This is a genomic window from Lentzea nigeriaca (genome assembly GCF_016907955.1).
Lineage (GTDB): Bacteria > Actinomycetota > Actinomycetes > Mycobacteriales > Pseudonocardiaceae > Lentzea > Lentzea nigeriaca.
The window spans coordinates 1-21,176 of sequence record NZ_JAFBCX010000017.1; the positions used below are offsets into that span (position 1 = coordinate 1).

Sequence of the window (21,176 nt, forward strand, 5' to 3'; positions counted from 1 at the left end):
GGCCGGTTGACCCCCATCGAATACGAAGCAATCATGACCACGCCAGCCAGTCAGGCTGCGTGACTACAACTGTCACCTACTCGTGCAGCAGACCCTTGTTCCGCGACAAGGCGGGCAGGGTGCTGTTGCTCGAGCCGTCCTACAAGCCGAACTGGGAGATTCCCGGCGGCGCGGTTGAAGCGGACGAGTCGCCGTGGGCGGCGGCAACCCGTGAACTCGCCGAAGAGGTGGGGTGGGAACGGCCGCTGGGCCAGCTGCTCGTGGTGGACTACGTGCGGCCACAGGACTCCCGCCCTGAGGGTGTGGTGTTCGTCTTCGACGGTGGTGTGCTGGACGAAACCGATCTGGTCGGCATGGTCTTCACGGACGGCGAGATCCTCTCCGCCGGCTTCCACAGCCTGGACGAAGCTCGCAGCAAGGTGAAGCCAATGATGGCCGACCGTCTGGCGGTCGCGTTGCAGGCCGCTGAGCAGAACGCGACAGCGTTGTGCGAACAGGGACAGCGAGTCGCGTAGTCAGGCTGATCAGGCCATCAGCGAGACCGGGTTCGGTTGATCTCGCGGCGCCGGAACCGCGTTCGTACCGTCCTTTGTGGTCGTGTGCTGCTTGCCCGCTGTCCGGTACAGGCTGTCGTGGATGCCGTCGGCATAGAGCAGCCCGCTCAGGTCCCGGCGCGTCTTTGCGGTCTGGCAGTCTGCACGGAAACCTGACGCCCCGAGCAGGAGCGCGAGTTCCGCGGTGGCGGAGTTGGCGGTGTCGATGCCATGAGCCTTCGTCGCCGCGCCCCACAGCTCCGCGTCAGCGTGTCCGCCTTCCGCCAGTTGAGCGGCCATGACGGCTCCCAGAAGTGCAGTCGCCAGCTGGACGTGGGTGCGGCCAAGGGTGATCAGCGCTGAGTCACGCAGCCTGCGCAAGTCGCCGGTGGCTATTCGCTCGGTAAGCCGGGCGCTCACGGTGTCGAAGACTGCGGCCGCGCCGCCGAGCGCGGTGGCGGTGACCAGCGGTCGATAGCTGGCGAAGTGCTCGCGCAGCAGAGCCATGCCGTCTCCGTGCAGGACGTCTTCTGGCCTGATCTTCACGGAGTGGAGGTTCAGGACGCCCCAGGTCCAGCCGGCGAGCCCGGTCGGCGGAATCGGCTCTCGGAGCAGGCCTGGCTCGCCCGCGTCGACTGCGGCCGCCCGCACAGGCGAGCTGATGTTCGCCACCGTCGGCGACGACCTGCCCACGGCCCGGTTCCTCGACTTGGACCGGCTGCGGACCTATCCCGTCGCGGAGAGCGAGGTCCGCTTCGAAATCGGCCTGGCCTGGCGCAGCCGCGACTCCGTCCACCGGGACACGCTCGACGCAGTCACCGCGCTGCTCCGCCCGGACGGCGATGACCCGCCCTTCATCGGCTGACCAGTGCTCGCTAAGCCGACCGATGAGCGACTCCTCGTCGACGTGGCCGGCGACTTCATCGACCGGCACGCCGACGTCGCCTGGCCGCCAGGCCCGTCACCTTGCGCCGACTCACCCGAGCCCGTCGGCCTGAGGCGGCCACGATCCCCAACGCCAGCGCGGCCGCCGAGAGCAGCATGAGTACAACCGCGGGCACGATCTCGGTGACCTCAGCAGGGTTGCGCAATCCAGCCGCAGGCCGCTCGCCGATTCAGTGTGTGAACGGGCCGAGCGCGACGAAGATCTTCCGTGAGGGTTCGAGAGTTTCCCAGCGGCCTCGGAAGCCTCGTGGCACGAAGAATGCTTCGCCGGCCTCGAAGACGCGGCGGCCACCTTGTTCGTCGGTGAGGGCTACGCGGCCGGCGAGCATGACGCACAGTTCGTCGTAGGGGTAGGCGGGCAGGTCGAGGGTGCCGGGCTCGCCTTCCCACGCGCCGCCGAACCAGCGGTTGCCGGTTTCGCTGCCGAAGCTGCGCCATTCGGTTTCCGACCAGGTCGGGCCGGCGTGTCCCGGTGGCCATTCGGGGTGGACCGGGGTGCCGGACCCGACGGTGATCGTCCGGATGTCGTCGACGTTCATGCCTTCGCTCCCGTGGTGGCGAATCGGCGCAGGACGTTGTGGGTGATGGTTTCGGTGAACTCGTCGCGGTGGATGAGGCCGTTGACCCATTCGCAGGTCCCGGCGTTGAAGACCGTGCCGAGCCCTCGGGAGAAGACGGCCATCATGGCCGCGCCGTAACGTTCGCCCTGCATCCGCTCGGGGACGGCGGTGCCGTACAACGCGTCGGTCAGGCTGATCACCTCGTCGGCCGGGGCGCCGAGGGGAACCATGCCCTGCCAGTCGTCGGTTTCCCCGATGACGGCCGGGGCCATCGCCAGGATGGCGAGGCCGTCCGGCGCGCCGTCGGTCCCGGTGGGGTGAGGAAGTCCATTGTGGACGGTGTAGTCCACGCCGTCGACCTCGAAGCCCACGACGCAGATCGGGGCCTGGCCGAAGACGTCGCCGTAACGCAGGTCGGTTCCGTCGAACACCCAGTGGCGGGGCCGGTAGACGGTGTAGCCGCCGCTGGAGCGTGGCGTCGTGGACCCGTAGCGGGTGTAGCCGCCGCCGACCGCGGTCAGGCCCATCGTCGCCGCGCCGGGACGGCCGACGGCCGGTGCGTCCCACAACGTCGTCGCCTGCTCCGGCTCGGCTTCGGCGAGAGGGTCGGCTCGCGGGTCCTTGTAGCAGACCTGGGTCGTGTCGTCGTCGTGCAGCCGGATCTGCCAGGCGAAGTTCGCTCCGAACCGCGCGACGTTCCCTCCGCCGTCGACGAACGCGTCCACCGTGTCGCGCATCCGGGCGGTCCAGTACTCGTCGTGGCCGACGAGGATCGCGCACCGGTAGCCGTCGAGGCAACGCGGGTCCTGGTGCAGGTCGTGCTGGGTCAGGTAGTCGAACGCGTAGCCGTTGCGCTCGGCCCAGACCACGAACGGACGCTCGTACGTTGCCCAGAACGCGTCCGCGTAGTGCCGTGAGTAGCCGTGCGCGTGTGCCCACTCGTAAGCGGGATGCCTTGGGACGTAGTCGATTCCGGGCGTGTCCGGATTGGCTGCACGAGGTGCGCCGGGCGGCTGCCGCAGCATGCCGCGGGCGACGGGACGGTGGATCGACAGTTCGGGCGAAGGCACGTCGACGTAGGGGTCGTCGCCCAACCCGCGGTAGTGATTCGCGCCGCCCCAGTCGTTGTAGGCGATCATCGTGCTGGTCGTCAGCACCAGAGCGAACGGCGTGCGCGGGACTGTCCCGCTTGGACCGACGACGACGAAGTGCTCGCGTTCGTACCGCCGACCGTCCACCTCGATCCCGACGACCAGCAGGTAAAGTCCGGACTGCCACTCGGGATCGACCTCGATCCGCAGCGCAACCGGCCAGCCGCACCCTCGCCGGTAGGCGTCCTCGGGCGTCGGGTGGGCCGCGCCGGCCAGGTCCTGCCGGTGCCAGACGACCTTCGGCGACGCACCGTCCCGGAGCACGGTCAGGTCGTAGCGTGCCGCGGTGGTGTGGACGTGCACGTCGATCACTTCGCCGGGCCGGTAGCCGAACTTGTCGGTGTAGCACCAGATCTCCGGTTCACCGGTTCCGGACGGGCGTTCCACCGCGAAGCCGGGGATCGACCAGGCGTAGCGGGCACGAAGTCCGGGACCGGTGACCGACGGCCCCGGCAGCGGGGGCAGGGGAAGCTGCGTCATCGATGGTTCTCCTCCGGGGTGCCGGTGTCCGTGCCGGTGTCCGTGCTGGCTTCCTGGGCCAGGCCGCGGCCGACCGCACGCAGCCACAGCGCACGGCCGCAGCCGGCGAGCAGGCCGGCGACCAGCGGGCTGAGCACGAGGAAGTTGCCCGTCGGGCCGAGGTTGGTCAGCAGGTTCATCCGGAGGATCACCAGCACGAGTACGGCGGCGAGCAGTACCGCAGCCAGCGCGGGGGCGACGAGCCGCTGCCACGCCGTTTCCCCGGTCCGCTTCCGGTGGAAGAAGCGGATCACGGCGATCGACGTGGCCGCTTCTAGTGCCAGCACGCCGACCAGGGCGGGGGTGTTGGTCCACGCCACGATCTGGCGGTACGGGTCCAGGCCGGCCAGCGCGAACCCGGCCAGCACACCGAGCACGACCACGGTGTGGACCACTCCGGCGGTGCTCGGTGTCTGACCCCGGTTGGTGCGCGCGAACGCCGCGGGGAGCACGCCGTCGCGCCCGAGCGAGAACAGGTACCGGCTGCCGGCGTTCTGCAGCGCGAGCACACCGGCGAAGAAGCTGGTGACGATCAGGACGTGCATCACGTCGGTCATCGCGGTGCCGACGTACTCGGTGTTGAGGCCGAAGACCAGGTCGGCGGGATCACCGGCGAGCAGCGACGCGAGGCGGTCCGGACCCGCTCCCATCAAGATCACCCACGAGACGAACGTGTAGAGCACCGCGAGAGTGGCCACCGCGACATAGGTGGCCCGGGAGACCGTCCGGCGAGGGTCCCTGGCCTCCTCGCTGTAGATCGCGGTCTGCTCGAACCCCAGGTACACGACGAAGGTGATGACGAACAGCGAACCCAGCCCCGGGGTGAGCAGGTTGGCCGGATCGAAGCTCCCGAACGACAGTCCCTCGTGACCGCCGCGGAGCAGGATCGCGGCCGACAGCACGAGCAGGACGGCGACCTCCGCGGTGAGCAGCACCGCCAGAACCCTCGCGCCGATGTCCACCTTCAGGTAGGACAGCACGGCCACGAGCAGCCCGAGAGCCAGCGCGCACACCTGCCACGGCGCTGACCACCCGAGTAAGTCGCGCAACGTCGTCGAGGCGAACAGCCCGGCCACCGCGACGAACCCGACCTGCCCCAGCGCGTAGGCGACGTAGGCCACGAGTGCGGCACCCGACCCGGTCACCGGCCCCAGGCCCCGCCGGATGTAGACGTAGAACGCCCCGCTGCCGGACAGGTGCCTGCTCATCGCGGTGAACCCGACCGCGAACACGGCGAACACGATCCCGGCGATCAGGAATCCCGCCGGTGCGACGACTCCCCCGACCAAGAACGCGATCGCCGCGAACCCGGCCATCACGGTCAGCGGCGCCGCCGCGGACAGCACGAAGAACACCAAGTCCCGCACACCGACGGCGTCGGTACGCAGGGTGGTTCCGATTTCCGGTGGCTCAGTCCCCATGACGGCCTCCTCGTTCTCGATCCGACGGGCTGTCCCGCGCGTCGTTCGGCACAGCGTGCACAAACGTTTAGGCAGAGTCAATACCAGTGGTGAAACGTTTGTGCGTTATGCTGCGGGCATGGCGAAGCCGACCTTGCGGGACGTCGCCACCGTCGCGGGTGTGTCGGTGGGCACGGTGTCCTACGCGCTCAACGGCAAAGGGCGCGTGGACCCGGACACCCGCGAGCGCATCCGCCGCATCGCCGCCGAGCTGGGGTATTCGGCCGACCCGGTCGCACGCGGCCTGCGCTCCGGCCGCACCGCGACGCTCGGCATGGCGCTCGGCACGGTCGTCGGGCAGCGCCGCGACGACATCCTGTCGTTCGAGTGGTACGGCCGGGTGACCACGGCCGCGGCCCAAGCCGCGTTTGAGGCCGAGCACGGGCTGCTGCTGGTGCCGGCGGTCCATGACGCGGGTCAGCTGCGACGGATGGCGTTCGACGGGTTGATCGTGGTCGAGCCGGGCGAAGGTGATCCGCGCCTGGCCGCGATCGCCGGCCTCGGCATCCCCGCCGTCGCCCTCGGCCGGGACTCGACGGGTCGCATCGCCCACCAGGTCGCCCCGGACACCGACGCCGTGGTGGCCGGGCTCCTGGACCACCTGGCCGCCCAAGGTGCGACCCGGATCGTGGCGCTGGCGCCGGACATGCCGTGGGAGTGGGCCGAACGCTCGATCATCGCCTACCGGCGCTGGTGCGCCACCCGCGGAGTCCAACCGGACGCGGTGCGGGTGCCACCGCCGGCGCAGCTGTCCGCCTGCACGATGTCGGAGTCGGCACGGACGGCCGCGCTCGCGGTCCTCCGGGACGATCCGCCGGACGCGATCCTCGCGCTGTGCCTGGGTTTCGGTGTCGGGGTCCTGGCCGCCGCACGTGAACTGGGACTACGAGTGCCGCACGACCTGTTGCTCGCTCAGGACAGCGACGAGCCCGCCCTGCACACCACCGACCCGCCGATCACCGCGGTCGACCTGTTCCCGGAGTCCCAAGCGCGCACCGCGGTCACCACGCTGCTCGAACTGCTCCGGGGCGCTCACCCCGCAAGCGAGCTGAACACCCCGACCGAACTGCGCGCCCGCGCCAGCAGCCAACAGAGGCACGGATAGCCGAGGGCAGGCCAACACGTGCCGCGGTACCGGCTTCGTCCCGGCGGCCAGTGGTGCGTCGGTGATGTCGGGCCCTGGGGCGATTGACCGGCGGCCTGCTGCACCGGGTCGTCAAGGGTCCGGTCGGGGTTGGTGTTCTTCCTGCTGTGCTGCTGGGTGTCCCTTCCCGTGGATACGATCAGCTCAAGTCGGATCGTGCCGAACGTGATTACCACGAGCGGCCCGGGAGACCTGTTCACCTTCGGCTGCGGAGCGATGAAAGCCGTGACCGAAGGCAGCCAGGACATCTCAGCACCGCTGCGCGACTGGCTCCGCCACGCCGACCCCAGCACACGACGCGAGAGCCAGGTGACCATCGACCGCTCCGCCCCTACCGCGGAAGCCGATGTCGGATCTCCTCAAGGGTTTCGGTGATCGCTTTCTTCAGCCGGTGAGGGGAAAACCCGCCTGGTTGGTGACCTGGCGGCGGACGGCGTTGAGACTGCGGACGAACGACAACTCGTCGACGTCCAGGCCGTCGTCGGCGTCCATGTCGTCGGCGGCCTCGAGCATCAGGTCACGCACCGCGTAGTGGGTCAGCAGCAGCGCCCAGATCTCCTGCCGCACCAGCTCCGGTGTTTTCGATCGCAGCAACCGATGGTGCGGCATCTGATGGGTCTCGACCTCGTCCAGCGTGAGCTCGAACTCCCAGCGCTGCCGATACAACGCCGCCAGCTCCGCCGACGGGGCCAGCTCGTGATCCATGATCGAGGTGATCAACCTGATCGTCTCGGCTTTGCCACCCCGGTTGGTGACCATGTATTCGACCACCCACACGGCAATCCGCGCCTCGTCGGGGACACTGCGCCGCCTGCCTCGCTTGAGGTCGGACTTCATGTTCTTGGGCAGCACCCGGCGCAGACGGGCCGCGTAGTCGTGGTAGATCACCCCGGCGAACACACCGGTGCTGGTGCCGCGCAACGACTTCGGGTCGATCCTGGCCGACTCGATCGCCCCCCACGAGGTCTCCAGGAGCAACCGCTGCTGCGGGTCCATCGCGACCGCCTCCCTGGGCCTGATGCCGAAGAAGGACGGCTCGAACCCGGCTGCGTCGTGGAGAAAGCCGCCGGACTGGGTATCACTGGCACCGCGCAGCTGCTCGAGGTCCCAGCCGCGATCGGCAGGGAAGCCGCCGATCACGTCACGCCCCCCGGCTACCAGTTCCCACAGCTGGTCGGGAGTTCTGACGCCGCCTGGAAACCGGCAGCTCATGCCGACGATCGCGACCGGCTCGTGGGAGCGGTGTTCGGCGTCGCGCAGTCGCGTACGGGTCTCCCGCAGATCCACGGGCACCGGCGGGGTCCAAGCCGTTCGCGGACCCCGCGGGGATCAGCAGATCGGGTTGGCGCAGCAGCTGTGGCCAGACGAGCCGCTGCGCGTGGCCCAGCGACGACATCCGCCAGCTGTAGCCGACGTGAGCGGTCCGCCTCAGCCGCTCGACAACCGAGTGGTGCGGTCCGCTCAATGCAGGCAAGCGAGCCGCCGCGGCCAGGGTCTCCCCGCAAGTCCGGAACCTCAGGCCAGCGGACTGAATCGATACGCTCAATTGACTATGTTGAATGTATTGATTACTGCGGTCTGTGCGTGGTCCTCTGTGCGCACGACAACGCAGTCCGAAGGCGAGGTGCGATGAAGCACACGTCCCCACCCGGCAGTCCCCCACCGGTCCTTGAAGTTCGCGAGGCCGGGGTGTCCTTCCGCGGTGTCCGCGCGCTGGACTCCGTGAGCCTCCAGGTCGCGGAAGGCCAGGTCACCGGTCTCATCGGACCCAACGGGGCCGGCAAGAGCACATTGCTCAACTGCATCAGCGGCCTTCACCGGCACGAGGGCGACGTGCTGCTGCACGGCAGGTCTATCGGCGGTATCGCCGCCTTCCGCCGGGCCCGTCTGGGCGTGGCCAGGACGTTTCAGACGCCGGCCCTGCTCGACCATCTGCCACCGCTGGACAACGTGATGCTCGGCGAACCCCGCCGGAGGCCGGAACGGCAGCTCAGGGCTCGCGCGGCTGAGCTGCTCGACGTGATGGGCGACGTTGCCGACCGTCCCGTGGGTGCGTTGTCGCACGGCGATCGGCGCCGTGTTGAGCTCGCGCGGTCTCTGATGTCGCGTCCGTGCCTGCTGTTGCTGGACGAGCCGGCCGCGGGCCTCGATCACGACGAGGCCGTGGAGCTGATCGGCGCGGTGTTGCGCGTCGGTGCGGAGTTCGGGATGTCGTGTGTGCTCGTCGAGCACGACGTCGAGCTCGTGAGCACCCTGGCGCAGGCTGTCGTCGTGCTCGACACGGGACGTGTGCTCTGCGTGGGCACGCCTGCCGAGGTCACGAACGACCCCCGTGTGGTGACCGCCTATCTCGGTCAGGAGGTGGGCGTGTGAGTGGCGTGCTGTCCGTCACCGGGCTGAGGGCACGGTACGGCGGAGTGGAAGTGGTGCACGGGATCGACTTCGACGTCCACGAAGGCGAGATCGTCGCTCTTGTCGGGCCCAACGGGGCCGGGAAGACCACTGTTCTGCGCGGCATCTCGCGAACCGTGAGGACGCAGGGCACGGTGACGCTGCTCGGCGTCGGTACCCACGGCAAGGACGCGGCATCGGTGGCCCGCCTTGGCGTCGGCCACGTGCCACAGGGTCGGGGTACGTTCGCCGACCTGACTGTCCTGCAGAACCTGCGGCTCGGTCTGCTGGCGCGTGGCCGGGCGCACCGCCGTCACGGCGACGCCGACCTGACCCGGATGATCGACATGTTCCCGGTGCTGGGCGAGTTCCTGTCCCGTCCGGCGGGTGCGCTGTCCGGTGGGCAGCAGCAGATGCTGGCGATCGCGCGGGCACTGCTGGCTCGCCCTCGCGTTCTCCTGATCGACGAACCCTCCCTGGGCCTGGCGCCGGTCACGACGTCGATGCTGTTCCGCACCCTTCGCGAGCTGCGTTCCGACTGGGGCGTCTCGGTGTTGCTGGCCGAGCAGAACGCCCGGCTGTCACTGTCCATTGCGGATCGTGCCGTGGTGCTCGCGGGTGGTCTCATCGTCCACACAGGACCGTCCGCAGAAGTGGCCGAGTCCGGCGAACTGCGGCGCGCGTACCTCGGTTCGGCCGCGGAGCAGGCGGTGACCCGATGACCGAGATCCTGCAACAGCTGGTCAACGGGTTGGCCGGCGGATGTGTCTACGCCGGACTCGCGCTGGCCGTGTCGGTGGTCTTCCAGGGCACTGGGCTGCTCAACTTCGCACAGGGCGAGATGGCCGTTGTCGCCGCCTACGCGGCATGGTCGCTGGCCGCGGCGGGATGGCCGCCGGTCGCGGCGATTCCGGTGGTGGTCGCCGGTTCGGCGGCGCTCGGGGCGGTGCTGGAACGCGTGCTGGTGCGGCCGGTCGAGGGCACGTCGCCGTTGGCGCTGATCACGGTGACCGCGGCGCTGCTGCTCGGGCTCAACGGGCTCGTCGCGGTGATCTGGGGTACGGACCCGCACTCGTGGGACAGCCCGTTCGGGGCCTCGGCCGTCCGGCTCGGTGACGTGGTGCTCACCGCTCAGCAGATCGGTTCGGTGGCCGTGGTGGCGGTGGTGATGGTCGCGGTCGGCTGCTTCTTCCGGTTCACCGGCCTGGGTCTGCGGATGAAGGCGGTGGCGATCAACCCCGGTTCGGCGGTGCTGCTGGGGATCCGGCCAGGACGGATGCTGGCGGTCGGCTGGGCGTTGGCCGGGGCGGTCGGCGGGGTTGCCGGGCTGATGACGGCACCGACGGTCGGACTGAGCCCGGAGATGATGCAGGGACCGCTGTTGATGGCGTTCGCCGCGGCCGCGCTGGGCGGCTTCGCCAGCCCGTTCGGTTCGGCGCTGGGTGGCGTCGTTCTCGGTGTGCTCACCACGATGGCCGCCCGGTACGTGCCCGCATTGGGCGGCGACCTGGCGCTGGTCGTGCCGTTCGGCGTGATCTTCCTCGTGCTGCTCGTCAAACCCAGTGGGCTGTTCGGCCGGGCGGCGGTGGTGCGCTCATGAGGAAATGGTTGCTGTGGGGTGTGGTGGCGGTCGCCGGCATCGCACTCCCGTACATCCTCGACGACTACCAGACCTTCCAGATCGCGCGCGTCACGACGACCGCGCTGCCCATCGCGAGTCTCGTGCTGCTCACGGGGTGGAGCGGGCAGGTCAGTGCCGGCCAGGGTGCGCTGTTCGGGCTGGGCGCCTACACCTGCGCGATCGCGATCGTGTCGGGTGGACTGCCGTGGCCGGTGGCGGTGCTCCTGGCGATGGTGGTCGGTCTGGCGGCCGGGTTGCTGCTCGGGTTGCCCGCGCTGCGGCTGAGTGGCATGAGCCTGGGTCTGATCACGCTGTCGCTGGCGGTGCTGTTCCCCTTGCTGCTCAGCAGGTTCAAGGACCTGACCGGTGGGCCGTTCGGCATCCAGACGCCCCCGGTGCGCACACCCGCAGGCATCCAGCTGTCCAGTGCGCAGTTCCTGTACCTGGTGACCTTTGTGGCGCTCGCTGCCGTGTTCGCGCTGCTGGCGTTGCTGTGCAGGGGCCGCACCGGCAGGGCGTTGGACGCGCTGCGACTGCAACCCGCCATGGCGCGCACGACAGGTGTCGACACGCGGCGGCTCTCGGTGCTCGTCGTCGGCATGTCCGGGGCGGTGGCCGCTCTCGGCGGTGCGCTCAACGCCCTGGTGCTGCAGTCGGTCGTGCCCGACGCGTACGCGTTCACCTTCTCGCTGGCACTGCTGACCGGCGCGGTGATCGGCGGCATCCGCTCGTGGGCCGGCGCGCTCGTCGGCGCTGTGTTCGTGGTCTACGTGCCGCAACTTGTCAGCGACACCGTCGGCGACACGCTCGCCGGGCACTGGACGCAGGTCGGCTACGCGCTGGTGCTCCTGCTGACCCTCTACTTCGCCCCGCAGGGGCTCGCGGGCCTCGGTTCCCGCATCACGACCAAGATCGGAGAACGCCGTGCTCACCAGAACTTCGCTCCGTAGAACAGTCGCGGTCGCCGCGGCCGCACTGCTCACGCTCGCCGCGTGCGGCCGGACCGACCAGCCGCAGGCGCCCGCCGCACAGGGCGACCTCGTCATCGGCGCCACGTTCGCCCAGTCCGGCCCACTGGCGGCCGTGGGCGCCGTCGGCAAAGGCGCGGCGGCCTACTTCGCCAAGGTCAACGACTCTGGCGGTATCAATGGGCGCAAGGTGAAGTTCACCAGCTACGACGACGCCTACGACCCCAGCCGGATGACCGCCAACGCGCGCCGTGCCGTGGAACAGGACAAGGCGCAGATCTTCCTGAGCTTCGGCGGGCCATCGCTGTCCGTGCGCCCGTACCTCAACCAGAACAAGGTGCTGCACGTCGCGTTCGCGGGTAACACACCGTTCTCCGACGTGGCGCAGTTCCCCTACACCCACGCGTGGTGGCCCGACATCGCCTGGGAAAGCGCAATCACCACGAAGTACGTCCTGGACAAGGTGCCGAACCCGAAGGTCGGCGTGCTCAGCCTCAACAACGACATCGCCGACAGCCAGGCTGCGGGCATCAAGAGCGGCGGCGGCGACCCCGCACTGGTGCTGAAGGTGCCGCCGAACCAGCAGGACAACTCCAGCCAGGTCGCCCAGCTTCAGGCGGCCGGCGTGAACGTGCTGATGCTGTCCCTCGGCGCCAACCAGATCGTGCCGACGCTGAAGTACATGCAGCAGATCGGCTACCACCCGGAGGTGTTCCTGTACTCCACGCCCGCCGCGCGCACGACCACCATCGAGCCGCTCACTCCTGCGGCCGCCACGGGCCTGCACACCACGCTGTGGCTGGTCGATCCCGCCGACCCCCGGTGGGCCGGCCAGCCCGACGTCGCCGCCTACAAGGCGGACATCGCCAAGTACGGTGGCGGCGCCGACCCGAACGACGCACTGGTGCTCAACGGCTACGCCGCTGCCGCCGCGCTGGTCGAGGTGGTAAAGACGGCCAAGGCCCAGGATCCCGACGGCTACAACGCCTCGTGGAACGCCGTCAAGGACCTCAAGGTCCCGGGCCTGCTGGAGGGCAGCACGCTGTCGGCCGGGCCGGGTGGCAGGCTGGTCTACCAGTACCAGGTGATGCGGTTCGACGGGACGAGCTGGCGCGACGCGGAACCGCTGCGCGACTCGTCGAAACTCGGCATCGCGAAATGACGCAGGAGGGAGTCGGACACACCATGGCAGACAAGGGCGGGCGGCCTCGAGGTCCGGACTGGGCGGGCATCGTCGTGGACGACAGGTCCAAAGTGGAACGCGTGGCCGACGCGCTCGCCGCCAAGATCGAGTCCGATTCCATGGCCCCTGGCTCCTTCCTCGGTACCAAGACACAGTTGCGGCAGCAGCTGAGCGTGAGTCCGGCCACCCTGGACATGGCGCTGCGCGTGCTGGTCGACCGCGGCCTGGTCACCGTCCGCCCCGGCGTGAAGGGCGGTGTCCGGGTCGCCGAACCGGACACGTCGGCCCTTCACCTCGGCCGCGCCCGGTGGCGGCTGACCGGTTCGGAGGTGGACGCGGAGCGGGCGGGCCAGGGCCTGGCGATCTACTTCGCCCTCCAGCCGCTGATCGTCGCCACGGCCGCGCACGCGCTCACCGACGTGGACCACACGAAACTGACCGACATCCGCGATCAGCTGCACGCGTCGGTGGGTGACCCGCAGGCCTACTTCACGGTCCACAGGACCGTGCACGACGCCCTGCTGGAGGCCACACACGACGAGGTGCTCATCTCGACCGTGCAGACGGCCACCGCCGTCGCGGACGCCGGAACCGGTGGTCCCGAACCGCCCCAGGGGGAGGACGTCGCGGCCTACACCGCCGAGCGGGTGGCCGTGCACGTCGACATCGTGGAGGCGGTGCTGCGTGGGGATGTCCGGGCGGCGTGGCTGCGGCTGCGCGACCACGGTGTCACTCAGCACGACATCGCCGCGGACTCGGCATTGCTGCCCCAGGGATTCCTCGACCTGCAGCGCTTCTGGCGCGAGGTCACCGGCTGATTCGAACGGAGCTTCCATGGCAGGCGGCGCATCGCGGCGCGAAGTGGCGGAGGACGTGTACGCCTACGTCCAGCACGACGGCAGCTGGTGGATCAACACGACCGGCTTCGTCGTCGGACCCGACGACGTCCTCGCGATCGACTCGTGCGCGACCGCGGTGCGCGCCCAGCGGCTGCGGCAGACGATCGCCGAGGTCACGACCGCGCCGGTGCGGCGACTCGTGAACACCCACCACCACGGCGACCACACCTTCGGCAACGCCGCGTTCCCCGGCGCCACGGTCTTCGCCCACCACAACTGCCGCGAAGCCGTGCTCGCCGACCAGGCCCGCCACGTCGCGCCGCACGTCTGGAACCCCGCACCGGACTGGGGAGAACTGCCGCTGCGGCCGCCGGACGTGACCTTCACCGACCGGCTCACCCTGCACGTCGCCGGCAAACACGTCGAAATCGTCCACATTGGACCACGGGCGCACACCACCGGCGACGTGGTGTGCTGGCTGCCGGGACAAGGTGTGCTGTTCGCGGGCGACCTGGCGTTCCACGGTGGCACACCGATGGTCCTGCAGGGTTCGCTGACCGGTTCGCTGGACGCGCTGCGGCAACTGCGGGCCTTCGGCGCCAGCACCGTGGTGCCGGGGCACGGCGAGCCGTGCGGGCCGGAGATCTTCGACCACCACGAGCGGTACTACCGGTTCGTGCTGGCCGCCGCCCGCGATGGCCTCGACCGCGGGCTGAGTCCGTTGCAGACGGCGGCGAACCTCGACCTGGGCGAGTTCGCCGACCTGCTCGACCCGGAACGGATCGTGCTGAACCTGCACCGCGCCTACGCCGACCTCACCGGGCACGGGGAAGTCGATCCGAAAGCGGCGTTCGCCGACGCGATCGCCTACAACGGCGGTCGTCCGCTGCATTGCACAGCCTGATCGAAAGGGCACGAGATGCGGTTCGTCACCTACAACAGCGCCGGTGCGGAGCGAGTGGGACTGGTGATCGACGACGAGGTGCACGCGTTGCCCGCGGGTCCGCGGCTGCTCGATCTGCTCGGTGACGACGGCGAGGCACTGTTCGACGCCGGCGAGCAGGCGAAGGTCGACCCGGCGGAGGTCGTGCCGCTCGCGGGCGTGCGGCTGCTGCCACCGGTGCCACAGCCGCCGAGCGTGCGCGACTTCATCGCCTTCGAGCAGCACGTGGACGGTGTGGGCAGGCTCGCCGGCAAGACGGGGATACCTCCCGTCTGGTACGAGCAGCCGCTGTTCTACTTCTCCAACCCGCACTCGATCATCGGCCCGCACGACGACGTCCCGATCCCACCCGGCTGCACCGACTTCGACTTCGAACTGGAGGTGGCCGCGGTCATCGGCCGAGCCGGGCGAGACCTCACACCGGACCAGGCCGAACGGCACATCGCGGGCTACACGATCCTCAACGACTGGTCGGCACGGGACCTCCAGTGGCACGAGATGACCTTCGGCTTGGGACCGGCGAAGGGCAAGGACTGCGCCAGCACCCTCGGCCCCGTGCTGGTCACCCCCGACGAACTGGCGCCCTACCGGTCCGGAACCTCCTACGACATCGGGATGCGCGTCAGCGTCAACGGGACACTGCTCGGCGAGGACCGGTTGCACAACATGCACTGGAGCTTCGGCGAGATGATCGCGCACGCCAGCCGCGGCACCTGGGTGCGTCCCGGCGACATCATCGGTTCCGGCACGTGCGGCAACGGCTGCCTGGCCGAGTTCCGCGGCCGCGGCAAGCCGTTGCCGTCGCTCCAACCGGGCGATGTCGTGGAGATGACCGTCGACCAACTGGGCGCCACGCATAGCCTCGTCGTCGGCAGGTGACCGCAGCTCCCGGCCAGGACATGCTCGGGCAGCGCAGAAGCACGCGGCGGGAGCAGGTGGCACGTCCGGATTCTGCGCCTGAGCAGCTTCAACAGCACAGGCCTGTGGGGTGTCAAAACACGGCCCGATAGGCCTGACCTGCGCATCAAGCAGCTGCATGTTCGTACTCGCTGATCAAGCCACCGAGCACTCGCCGACGACGTACGGACTGCAGCCCGGCTCTACGATCGCGAGAACGGAATCGAACGACGCCGTGGACCGGTCGGCCCTGTCACGAACTATGGCCGCATCAGGCAAACATTTTGCCCGTTTCACGACCGCGCGTAGGCGCTCTTCCTGAGAGCCCTGTGGGTGCCGAAAATTACGTCCAGGCAGGTCAAGGAGCATGACGATGCTTGTGGTGCCGCACCAGCGAGTGACCGTCATGTGCCGCGCTCGTTGTAGTGCCGCTCGTACTCCGCAGCGCTTGCCGCAGATGGGCCTGACTCCAGATCAGCGTACGATCCAACAGGTCGCCGCGAAATTTCCTGACCCAGTTCATAGAATTCGGCGGCGAAAGATTGAATCGCATCGACTGGCCCTCTATACTAGGTCCGAGCTATCCAATAGCGCATGAACACCCGAACTGCGCAAGCGTGCTACATACGGGAACTCAAGTCCCCCCTCGGACACTGGCTTTATCCCTACCAACTGGCCGGATGCTCGCATCGAGCATCCGGCCAGTTGCGTTGTAGACGATTTCTACATTGAGCGCCTCGTACAGTCTTTGCAGCTCGTCGGGGTCAGCTTGCCTGATTATCTTCTTCACGTCGCCGAGCGAATCAATCATGGCGTGGATCTCGGCGGCACTTCTCCCTACGCGTTTCGGCACCCAGCTCAGCTCGGCTTGAGCCTGTACCGCCCGGAAAGTCATCGCTGCAGCTCAAGCTGCATATCCGTACTCGTTGATCACCCCGCCGAGGATCCGCGTGCGGACGGGGGCGACAGCCAGAGAAGTCAAGATTGTGCACCGTTCCGGTGTGTTCGTGAACGTCTGGCGGTAGCTGGTCGCGGGCCTGATGAGGCCGGTGCTCGTTGTAGTGCTTTTGGTAGGCCGCAAGTACATGACGCGCGTGACCTTCTCCGACGATGAGAACGTGGTCGAGAATCGTCCGAGCACGGTGTCGACGTGGGAGAAGTCCGCCGCGATGATCCCCTCGGCCTGCGCAGTCAGAAACTCGCGCCACGTCGGGCCGCATCGCCGCGGCGCCGGATCGATGCCCGCGCGGTTCAAGATCTCCCAGACCGTCGAGGCGCCCAGGCGATGGCCAAGCCGAACCAGCTCGCCATGGATACGCCGATATCCCCACCGAGGATTCTCTCTAGCAAGTCGGAGCCCGAGCGCCTTGATCGCTGCTGCGGTTGAGGGACGCCCGGTTCGCCTGCGCGCGGTGTGATCCCACTTGTGGGCGATGAACCGGCGGTGCCAGCCGAGCAACGTGCCAGGGGTAACCGGGAAAGCCTCCTGCCAGCGGGAGCGATGTACCAGTCTCGACAGTGCGGCGAACCAGAACCGGTCCGCGGGCTCGTAACGAACCGGTCGGGCCAACTGCCGACGAAGCACAACGTTCTCCTGCCGGAGAACAAGAAGCTCCGCGTCCTTGGCCGCTTCACTGCGAAGTAGCACCGCCGGAACAGACAGCAACTTGCAAACCACCTAGTACCACAGCGAAACGATCACCCGAACATGCTCGCAGCCGGTACTAGCTCACCTCTCAGAGAAGCGATGAGTTTCCGGGCGGCACAGGCTGGCTATCGGCGGTGTTCGGCGTGCACGACCCCGGGCCGGTGCTGGACTTCGTCCCGATCATCTTGATGGGCGTGTTGTTCGGCCTGGCCATGGACTACCAGCTGTTCCTCGTGTCGGGAATGCGGCGAAGCGTACGTGCACGGCGTTCCGGCCCGTGCGGCGATCACCGTCGGCCTGCGGCACGTTCGTGGTGCGCATGCTGCTGGTGCCGGCGCTGATGCACCTGGCAGGGCGCGCGGCCTGGTGGCTGCCCCGCCGACTGGACCGGGTACTGCCCAACGTGGACGTGGAAGGCGCCGCCCTGGAGCACAGCCACCCGCTGCCGGGCGCCGACCCGAACGTGACGCCCGATCGTGAAACCGTGTCGGGACAACGCCTCACCAGGAGTCCACACAGGACTTAGAGGTCCTAACGCAATGACTGGTGGCGTTGAAGGCGTCGCCAGCAGATGATCGAGCAGGCGAGACTGAGGAAGGCTTCGGGGATGTCGTCGCGGATCTCCCAGCGGATGCGCAGGCGGCGGAACCAGTGCAGCAACGCCAGGGTCTGCTCGACAACCCATCGGTGCACGCCAAGTCCGGAGCCGTGTTCGACGCCGCGTCGGGCGATGAGCGGCCGGATGCCCTTGGCGCGGGCCTGTTTGCGGTACTTGTCGTGGTCGTAGGCGCGGTCGGCGTAGACCCGGTCAGGTCTGCGCCGAGGGCGGCCACGCCGGCCGCGTACCGACGGTACGGCGTCGAGCAGTGGGATCAGCTGGGTGACGTCATGACGGTTGGCACCGGTCAGCCTCACGGCCAAGGGCACGCCGCCGCCGTCGGTGATCAGGTGGTGCTTGGAGCCCGTCCGGGCGCGGTCGACCGGGCTCGGACCGGTTTTGGGCCGCCCTTCACCGCCCTGATCGACGAGGAATCCACCGCCGCCCTCGACCAGTCCAACGCCCCTGCCGACTGCAGCTTCGCCAGCAGCAGTTCGTGCAACCGCGGCCACACACCAGCCTCGGTCCAGTCCCGCAGCCGTCGCCAGCACGTCATGCCCGAGCCATAGCCCAGCTCCTGCGGCAAGAACTCCCACTGAATGCCCGTGTAGAGCACAAAGAGGATGCCGCACAACGCCTTGCGGTCATCGAGCCGCTTACGTCCCGGGTACCGGAAGCGCCGCTCGACCTTCGGCAGCAGCGGTTCGATCAACTCCCACAGCTCGTCTTCGACCTCCCAAGGCCGACGCCGGGCCACACCAACCTCCCGCCGGACACGAACCAACCCGACAAGGTCGAAGTATAGGCAAGATCATTCTGTTAGGAGCTCTTAGACCGGCGCGCCGCTCGTCGAGCCGCCTGCTCAGCTCGGTGAGCCCGGCACCGAGCCTGCCCGAGCCACCCAGGCACTCGAGACATGGCCCCTCCCTCAGAACTGAGTGTCGGGAATCTGCACTTCCATCCCGGCCATGTCGGCTGTCACAGGGATTTGGCAGGTGAGGCGGCTGTTGGAGGTGCGTGACGCCGGTACCCCCTCGAGGATCATCTCCTCGTTTTCGTCAGCTGGCGGGAGGAGGGGCAGGTACTTCTCGTCGATGTAGGCGTGACAGGTTCCACAGGAAGCGCAGCCGCCGCAGTCGCCGATGATGCCGGGCACGAGATGGTCGAGTGCCGCTTGCTTGAGGCTTTGGCCGACGACGGCCTCCACGCGGTGCGGTGTTCCGTCTGCCTCGATGAACCTGATCTCTGGCACGTCAGGCACGCCTTTCTGCGGTGGATTGGTGTCGCTTCACCAGTTCGGACAGCGGGAGGTCTTCGGAGGCGGCTTCATCCCCGGTCATGGCGGCCCGCGCCGTGACGAGTTGGCGGGCGACCGTGAAGTCCCGCGGCCGGTTGACCGCGTGCAGGCCGGTGATGATGCCGTTGCGCAGGTACACCACGCTGAAGGAGTTCGATGACGGGTCGCCGCGGACGACCTCGGTGTCGCCGGTCTGTGGCAAGCCGGCCATCTGGATCTTGTGGTCGTACTGATCGGACCAGAACCACGGCGCCGCAAAGCGCTCGGTCGGCTTTCCGCACAAGGTCCGGGCCGCGATTCTGGCTTGGTCAGTGGCGTTCTGAACGGATTCGAGGCGCACGCTGCGGCCGAGGAAACCGTGCCACTGTCGCGTGCAGTCGCCCGCGGCGACGATGTCGGGGTCCTCGGTCCGGGCCACGGCGTCGACCAGGACACCGTCGTCGACGGCCAGTCCCGCGGTGGCGGCGAGGGTGTCGTTCGGAGCGATCCCCACGCCAGTCAGGATCAGGTCGGCTCTGACCACGGTGTCGTCGCTGAGCTCTGCGAGGAGGGCTCCGTCGCGCTGGGCGACGCTGCGGACGGACACGCCTGTGCGCAGATCGACACCGTGATTGCGGTGCTCGCGTTCGACGAAGGCGGAGACGGCCGGTGGGCACGTCCGGGCCAGGACTCGCGGCTGGGCCTCCACAAGCGTCACCGCGATTCCCATATCGGTCGCGGCGGCGGCCGTCTCCAGGCCGATGAATCCGCCACCGACGATCAGCAGGGTGCCACCGGACTGCAGTTCCTGTCGCAGCGCGATCGCGTCGTCGAGGTGATGCAGAGTCCTGCCCGCGACGTGGCCGGAACCGAATCGGAGAGGACGCGGACTGCCACCGGTGGTGAGAGCCAGCTTGTCGTAGCGCAACATGCGCCCGTCCGCCAAGGCGACGGATCGTGTTCGGCGGTCGATCGCGACCGCCGCGGTGTCGAGTTCGACCTCGATGCCGGCGTTGGTGTAGGCGTCCAGGGCGCGGGTCCGCAGTGCCTCCTGCTCGACCTTGCCGCGCAGGAACGCTTTGGAGAGGGGCGGACGCTGGTAGGGCAGGTGGCGTTCGGCCCCGACGAGCAGGATCCGGTCGCTGAAACCGTTCTGCCGCAGTGCCACGGCCAGTTCCGAGCCGGCCTGTCCCGCACCGACGATGACGACGGTCTTCACCGGTGCACCCGTCGGATGGTGACCGGCAACGCCGTCAGCTGCCGCATCATGGTGTGGGCCGCCCATTCGTGATCGTCCCCGACCAGTGCGATATCGACATCGGGCGCGGTCAGCGCGGTCACGGCGATCTCGGTGAGCATCCGGGCCACGTTCCTGCCTGGGCACAGATGGGCACCGCCGCCGAAGGTCGCGCCGTGCTGGATCTGCCGGGTCAGCCGGTAGCTGTCGGGGTCGTCGAAGACCTCGGGATCGCGATTCGCCGAGGCCCACATCATGACGACCGGCGTGCCGGCGGGGACGGAGACGCCGTTGTACTCGACGTCCTGCAGCGTCAGTCGCTGACTGAGAATCAGCGGGGACTCCAGACGTGTGCCCTCGTAGAAGGCACTGGTGACCAACGCCGGGTCGGCACGGATCTGCTCCAGGGCCGTCCCGTCGCTCAGCATGCGGAAGACCACGTTCTCGATCGCCACACCGATCGTGTGGAAGCCGTCGAAGAAGTTCGAGGCCACCAACGAGCCGATGTCCTCCGGCTTGCCCTCCACGTCGATCGTGGTGAGTTCGGCCGCCATGTTGTCGAGAAGCGCGTTGCCTCCGTCCGACCACGCCTTCCGAACGGCTTCTCCGACCACGTCCATGTACGTCGCCGCTGCGGAGAACAGGCGCTGCGACTGCTCGGGCGTGCGGGTGAGCAGGAACGTCAGGCTCATCTCCTCCATGAGGTGCTGGACGTGTGCCGCCTGGTCCCTGCTCAGGCCGAGTTGCTCGGCCCAGAAGCGGGTGACGAACCGTCCCGCGAACTCCCGGGAGAAGTCGGTCTGGTCGCGCCCGGCGCATTCCTCGACGAGTTCCTGTGCGAGGCGTGCGGCGGCGGGAGCGAAACGGAGGATGTTCCGGGGCATCAGTGGCCGGACCAGGAGATTGCGATACGGCTGATGCAGCGGAGGGTTGGTGGTGAACACCTGGTTCCGCAGGAACCTGCCGTACCCTTCGGTCTGTTCGGGATCCGGTTTGGTCACAGGCCCGGAGCCGAGATCCGCTTCGGTGGCCATCCACAGGACGATGTCCGCGGGCACGTTGCCCAACGCCGGATTCGCCGCAAGCGTTCTGGCGTCTTTGTTGCGGAGCACGACGAGACTGTTCATCGGGCCCCGGAGAAAGTCGGTTCCTTCTCGGCCCCGCAACTCCCGTGCCGCTTCCACGAAGTCGCGTGAGAAATCGTCGAATGTGATGAAGTCCTCAATGGCGGGAAGGTCTGCCACCGAAGTCAGCTGTGTGGTT

The 21,176-nt window shown here is 68.4% G+C and carries 23 protein-coding genes and 1 pseudogene; 13 read left to right on the plus strand and 11 right to left on the minus strand.

Features of this window, described 5'->3' with window-relative positions; all coding sequences use genetic code 11:
• Window positions 1–59 precede the first annotated feature (59 nt).
• Window positions 60–515 (plus strand): NUDIX domain-containing protein, encoded by a 456-nt coding sequence (locus JOD27_RS36820; RefSeq protein WP_204766977.1) that lies wholly within the window; start codon window positions 60–62, stop codon window positions 513–515.
• 9 nt (window positions 516–524) lie between these two features.
• On the opposite strand, the gene JOD27_RS36825 is transcribed toward JOD27_RS36820, so the two are convergent.
• Window positions 525–1,040, minus strand: a complete 516-nt coding sequence (locus JOD27_RS36825; protein WP_204766978.1) for an acyl-CoA dehydrogenase family protein — start codon at window positions 1,038–1,040, stop codon at window positions 525–527.
• A 154-nt stretch (window positions 1,041–1,194) separates the two neighbouring features.
• On the opposite strand from JOD27_RS36825, the gene JOD27_RS36830 reads away from it, so the two are divergent.
• Window positions 1,195–1,398, plus strand: coding sequence for a hypothetical protein (locus JOD27_RS36830; protein WP_204766979.1), 204 nt, complete (start codon window positions 1,195–1,197; stop codon window positions 1,396–1,398).
• A 250-nt stretch (window positions 1,399–1,648) separates the two neighbouring features.
• Here the strand turns inward: JOD27_RS36830 and JOD27_RS36835 are convergent, their stop codons facing one another.
• The 3 genes from JOD27_RS36835 to JOD27_RS36845 are packed head-to-tail and all read right to left on the minus strand — an operon-like array spanning window position 1,649 to window position 5,129.
• Complete coding sequence (locus JOD27_RS36835) at window positions 1,649–2,017, minus strand: cupin domain-containing protein (RefSeq protein WP_204766980.1); 369 nt, start codon at window positions 2,015–2,017, stop codon at window positions 1,649–1,651.
• Window positions 2,014–3,669 (minus strand): N,N-dimethylformamidase beta subunit family domain-containing protein, encoded by a 1,656-nt coding sequence (locus JOD27_RS36840; RefSeq protein WP_204766981.1) that lies wholly within the window; start codon window positions 3,667–3,669, stop codon window positions 2,014–2,016. The genes JOD27_RS36835 and JOD27_RS36840 overlap by 4 nt, the downstream gene beginning before the upstream one ends.
• The gene (locus tag JOD27_RS36845; RefSeq protein WP_204766982.1) at window positions 3,666–5,129 is read right to left on the minus strand and encodes an APC family permease; all 1,464 of its coding nucleotides are present in this window, start codon (window positions 5,127–5,129) and stop codon (window positions 3,666–3,668) included. The genes JOD27_RS36840 and JOD27_RS36845 overlap by 4 nt, the downstream gene beginning before the upstream one ends.
• Window positions 5,130–5,247: 118 nt before the next feature.
• Here JOD27_RS36845 and JOD27_RS36850 point away from each other — a divergent pair, with 118 nt between their 5' ends.
• Window positions 5,248–6,273, plus strand: a complete 1,026-nt coding sequence (locus JOD27_RS36850; RefSeq protein WP_204766983.1) for a LacI family DNA-binding transcriptional regulator — start codon at window positions 5,248–5,250, stop codon at window positions 6,271–6,273.
• 132 nt (window positions 6,274–6,405) lie between these two features.
• Window positions 6,406–6,687: a carbonic anhydrase gene (locus tag JOD27_RS46270; RefSeq protein ID WP_204766984.1), complete on the plus strand. Its 282-nt coding sequence runs from the start codon at window positions 6,406–6,408 to the stop codon at window positions 6,685–6,687.
• A 9-nt stretch (window positions 6,688–6,696) separates the two neighbouring features.
• On the opposite strand, the gene JOD27_RS46955 is transcribed toward JOD27_RS46270, so the two are convergent.
• Window positions 6,697–7,605 carry a beta-ketoacyl synthase N-terminal-like domain-containing protein gene (locus JOD27_RS46955; RefSeq protein WP_204766985.1) on the minus strand — a complete coding sequence of 303 codons (909 nt, stop codon included), beginning with the start codon at window positions 7,603–7,605 and terminating at the stop codon, window positions 6,697–6,699.
• A gap of 336 nt (window positions 7,606–7,941) precedes the next feature.
• Here JOD27_RS46955 and JOD27_RS36865 point away from each other — a divergent pair, with 336 nt between their 5' ends.
• From JOD27_RS36865 to JOD27_RS36900, 8 genes are read left to right on the plus strand one after another with little or no spacing between them, the layout of a single operon-like run.
• Window positions 7,942–8,685: an ABC transporter ATP-binding protein gene (locus JOD27_RS36865; protein WP_204766986.1), complete on the plus strand. Its 744-nt coding sequence runs from the start codon at window positions 7,942–7,944 to the stop codon at window positions 8,683–8,685.
• Complete coding sequence (locus JOD27_RS36870; protein ID WP_307830552.1) at window positions 8,682–9,425, plus strand: ABC transporter ATP-binding protein; 744 nt, start codon at window positions 8,682–8,684, stop codon at window positions 9,423–9,425. The genes JOD27_RS36865 and JOD27_RS36870 overlap by 4 nt, the downstream gene beginning before the upstream one ends.
• Window positions 9,422–10,303 carry a branched-chain amino acid ABC transporter permease gene (locus tag JOD27_RS36875; RefSeq protein ID WP_204766987.1) on the plus strand — a complete coding sequence of 294 codons (882 nt, stop codon included), beginning with the start codon at window positions 9,422–9,424 and terminating at the stop codon, window positions 10,301–10,303. Before JOD27_RS36870 ends, JOD27_RS36875 begins: the two co-directional genes overlap by 4 nt.
• Window positions 10,300–11,274 (plus strand): branched-chain amino acid ABC transporter permease, encoded by a 975-nt coding sequence (locus tag JOD27_RS36880; RefSeq protein WP_204766988.1) that lies wholly within the window; start codon window positions 10,300–10,302, stop codon window positions 11,272–11,274. Before JOD27_RS36875 ends, JOD27_RS36880 begins: the two co-directional genes overlap by 4 nt.
• The gene (locus JOD27_RS36885) at window positions 11,249–12,454 is read left to right on the plus strand and encodes an ABC transporter substrate-binding protein (RefSeq protein ID WP_204766989.1); all 1,206 of its coding nucleotides are present in this window, start codon (window positions 11,249–11,251) and stop codon (window positions 12,452–12,454) included. Before JOD27_RS36880 ends, JOD27_RS36885 begins: the two co-directional genes overlap by 26 nt.
• Before the next feature lie 23 nt (window positions 12,455–12,477).
• Window positions 12,478–13,293, plus strand: a complete 816-nt coding sequence (locus JOD27_RS36890) for a FadR/GntR family transcriptional regulator (RefSeq protein WP_204766990.1) — start codon at window positions 12,478–12,480, stop codon at window positions 13,291–13,293.
• 16 nt (window positions 13,294–13,309) lie between these two features.
• Entirely contained in the window at window positions 13,310–14,218 is a 909-nt protein-coding gene (locus JOD27_RS36895) for an MBL fold metallo-hydrolase (RefSeq protein WP_204766991.1), read from the plus strand.
• Window positions 14,219–14,233: 15 nt separating this feature from the next.
• The gene (locus JOD27_RS36900) at window positions 14,234–15,136 is read left to right on the plus strand and encodes a fumarylacetoacetate hydrolase family protein (RefSeq protein WP_204766992.1); all 903 of its coding nucleotides are present in this window, start codon (window positions 14,234–14,236) and stop codon (window positions 15,134–15,136) included.
• Between the two features lie 652 nt (window positions 15,137–15,788).
• Here the strand turns inward: JOD27_RS36900 and JOD27_RS36905 are convergent.
• Entirely contained in the window at window positions 15,789–16,049 is a 261-nt protein-coding gene (locus JOD27_RS36905) for a hypothetical protein (RefSeq protein ID WP_204766993.1), read from the minus strand.
• On the minus strand, window positions 15,958–16,374 hold the full coding sequence (locus tag JOD27_RS47305) for an integrase core domain-containing protein (protein WP_372441786.1): 417 nt from the start codon (window positions 16,372–16,374) through the stop codon (window positions 15,958–15,960). Before JOD27_RS47305 ends, JOD27_RS36905 begins: the two co-directional genes overlap by 92 nt.
• A 547-nt stretch (window positions 16,375–16,921) precedes the next feature.
• Here JOD27_RS47305 and JOD27_RS45500 point away from each other — a divergent pair.
• Window positions 16,922–17,328, plus strand: a pseudogene (locus JOD27_RS45500) (hypothetical protein); the annotation flags it as partial.
• Between the two features lie 5 nt (window positions 17,329–17,333).
• Here the strand turns inward: JOD27_RS45500 and JOD27_RS36920 are convergent.
• From JOD27_RS36920 to JOD27_RS46960, 4 genes are all read right to left on the minus strand, one after another.
• A protein-coding gene (locus JOD27_RS36920) for an IS5 family transposase (protein WP_204766995.1) occupies window positions 17,334–18,157 on the minus strand; the annotation gives its coding sequence in 2 pieces (ribosomal slippage) (window positions 17,334–17,803 and window positions 17,803–18,157; 825 coding nt in all).
• Between the two features lie 171 nt (window positions 18,158–18,328).
• Window positions 18,329–18,652, minus strand: coding sequence for a 2Fe-2S iron-sulfur cluster-binding protein (locus JOD27_RS36925; protein ID WP_204766996.1), 324 nt, complete (start codon window positions 18,650–18,652; stop codon window positions 18,329–18,331).
• Window position 18,653: 1 nt separating this feature from the next.
• Window positions 18,654–19,895 carry an NAD(P)/FAD-dependent oxidoreductase gene (locus JOD27_RS36930; RefSeq protein ID WP_204766997.1) on the minus strand — a complete coding sequence of 414 codons (1,242 nt, stop codon included), beginning with the start codon at window positions 19,893–19,895 and terminating at the stop codon, window positions 18,654–18,656.
• Window positions 19,892–21,025: a cytochrome P450 gene (locus JOD27_RS46960; protein WP_204766998.1), complete on the minus strand. Its 1,134-nt coding sequence runs from the start codon at window positions 21,023–21,025 to the stop codon at window positions 19,892–19,894. Before JOD27_RS46960 ends, JOD27_RS36930 begins: the two co-directional genes overlap by 4 nt.
• Window positions 21,026–21,176: the final 151 nt, after the last annotated feature.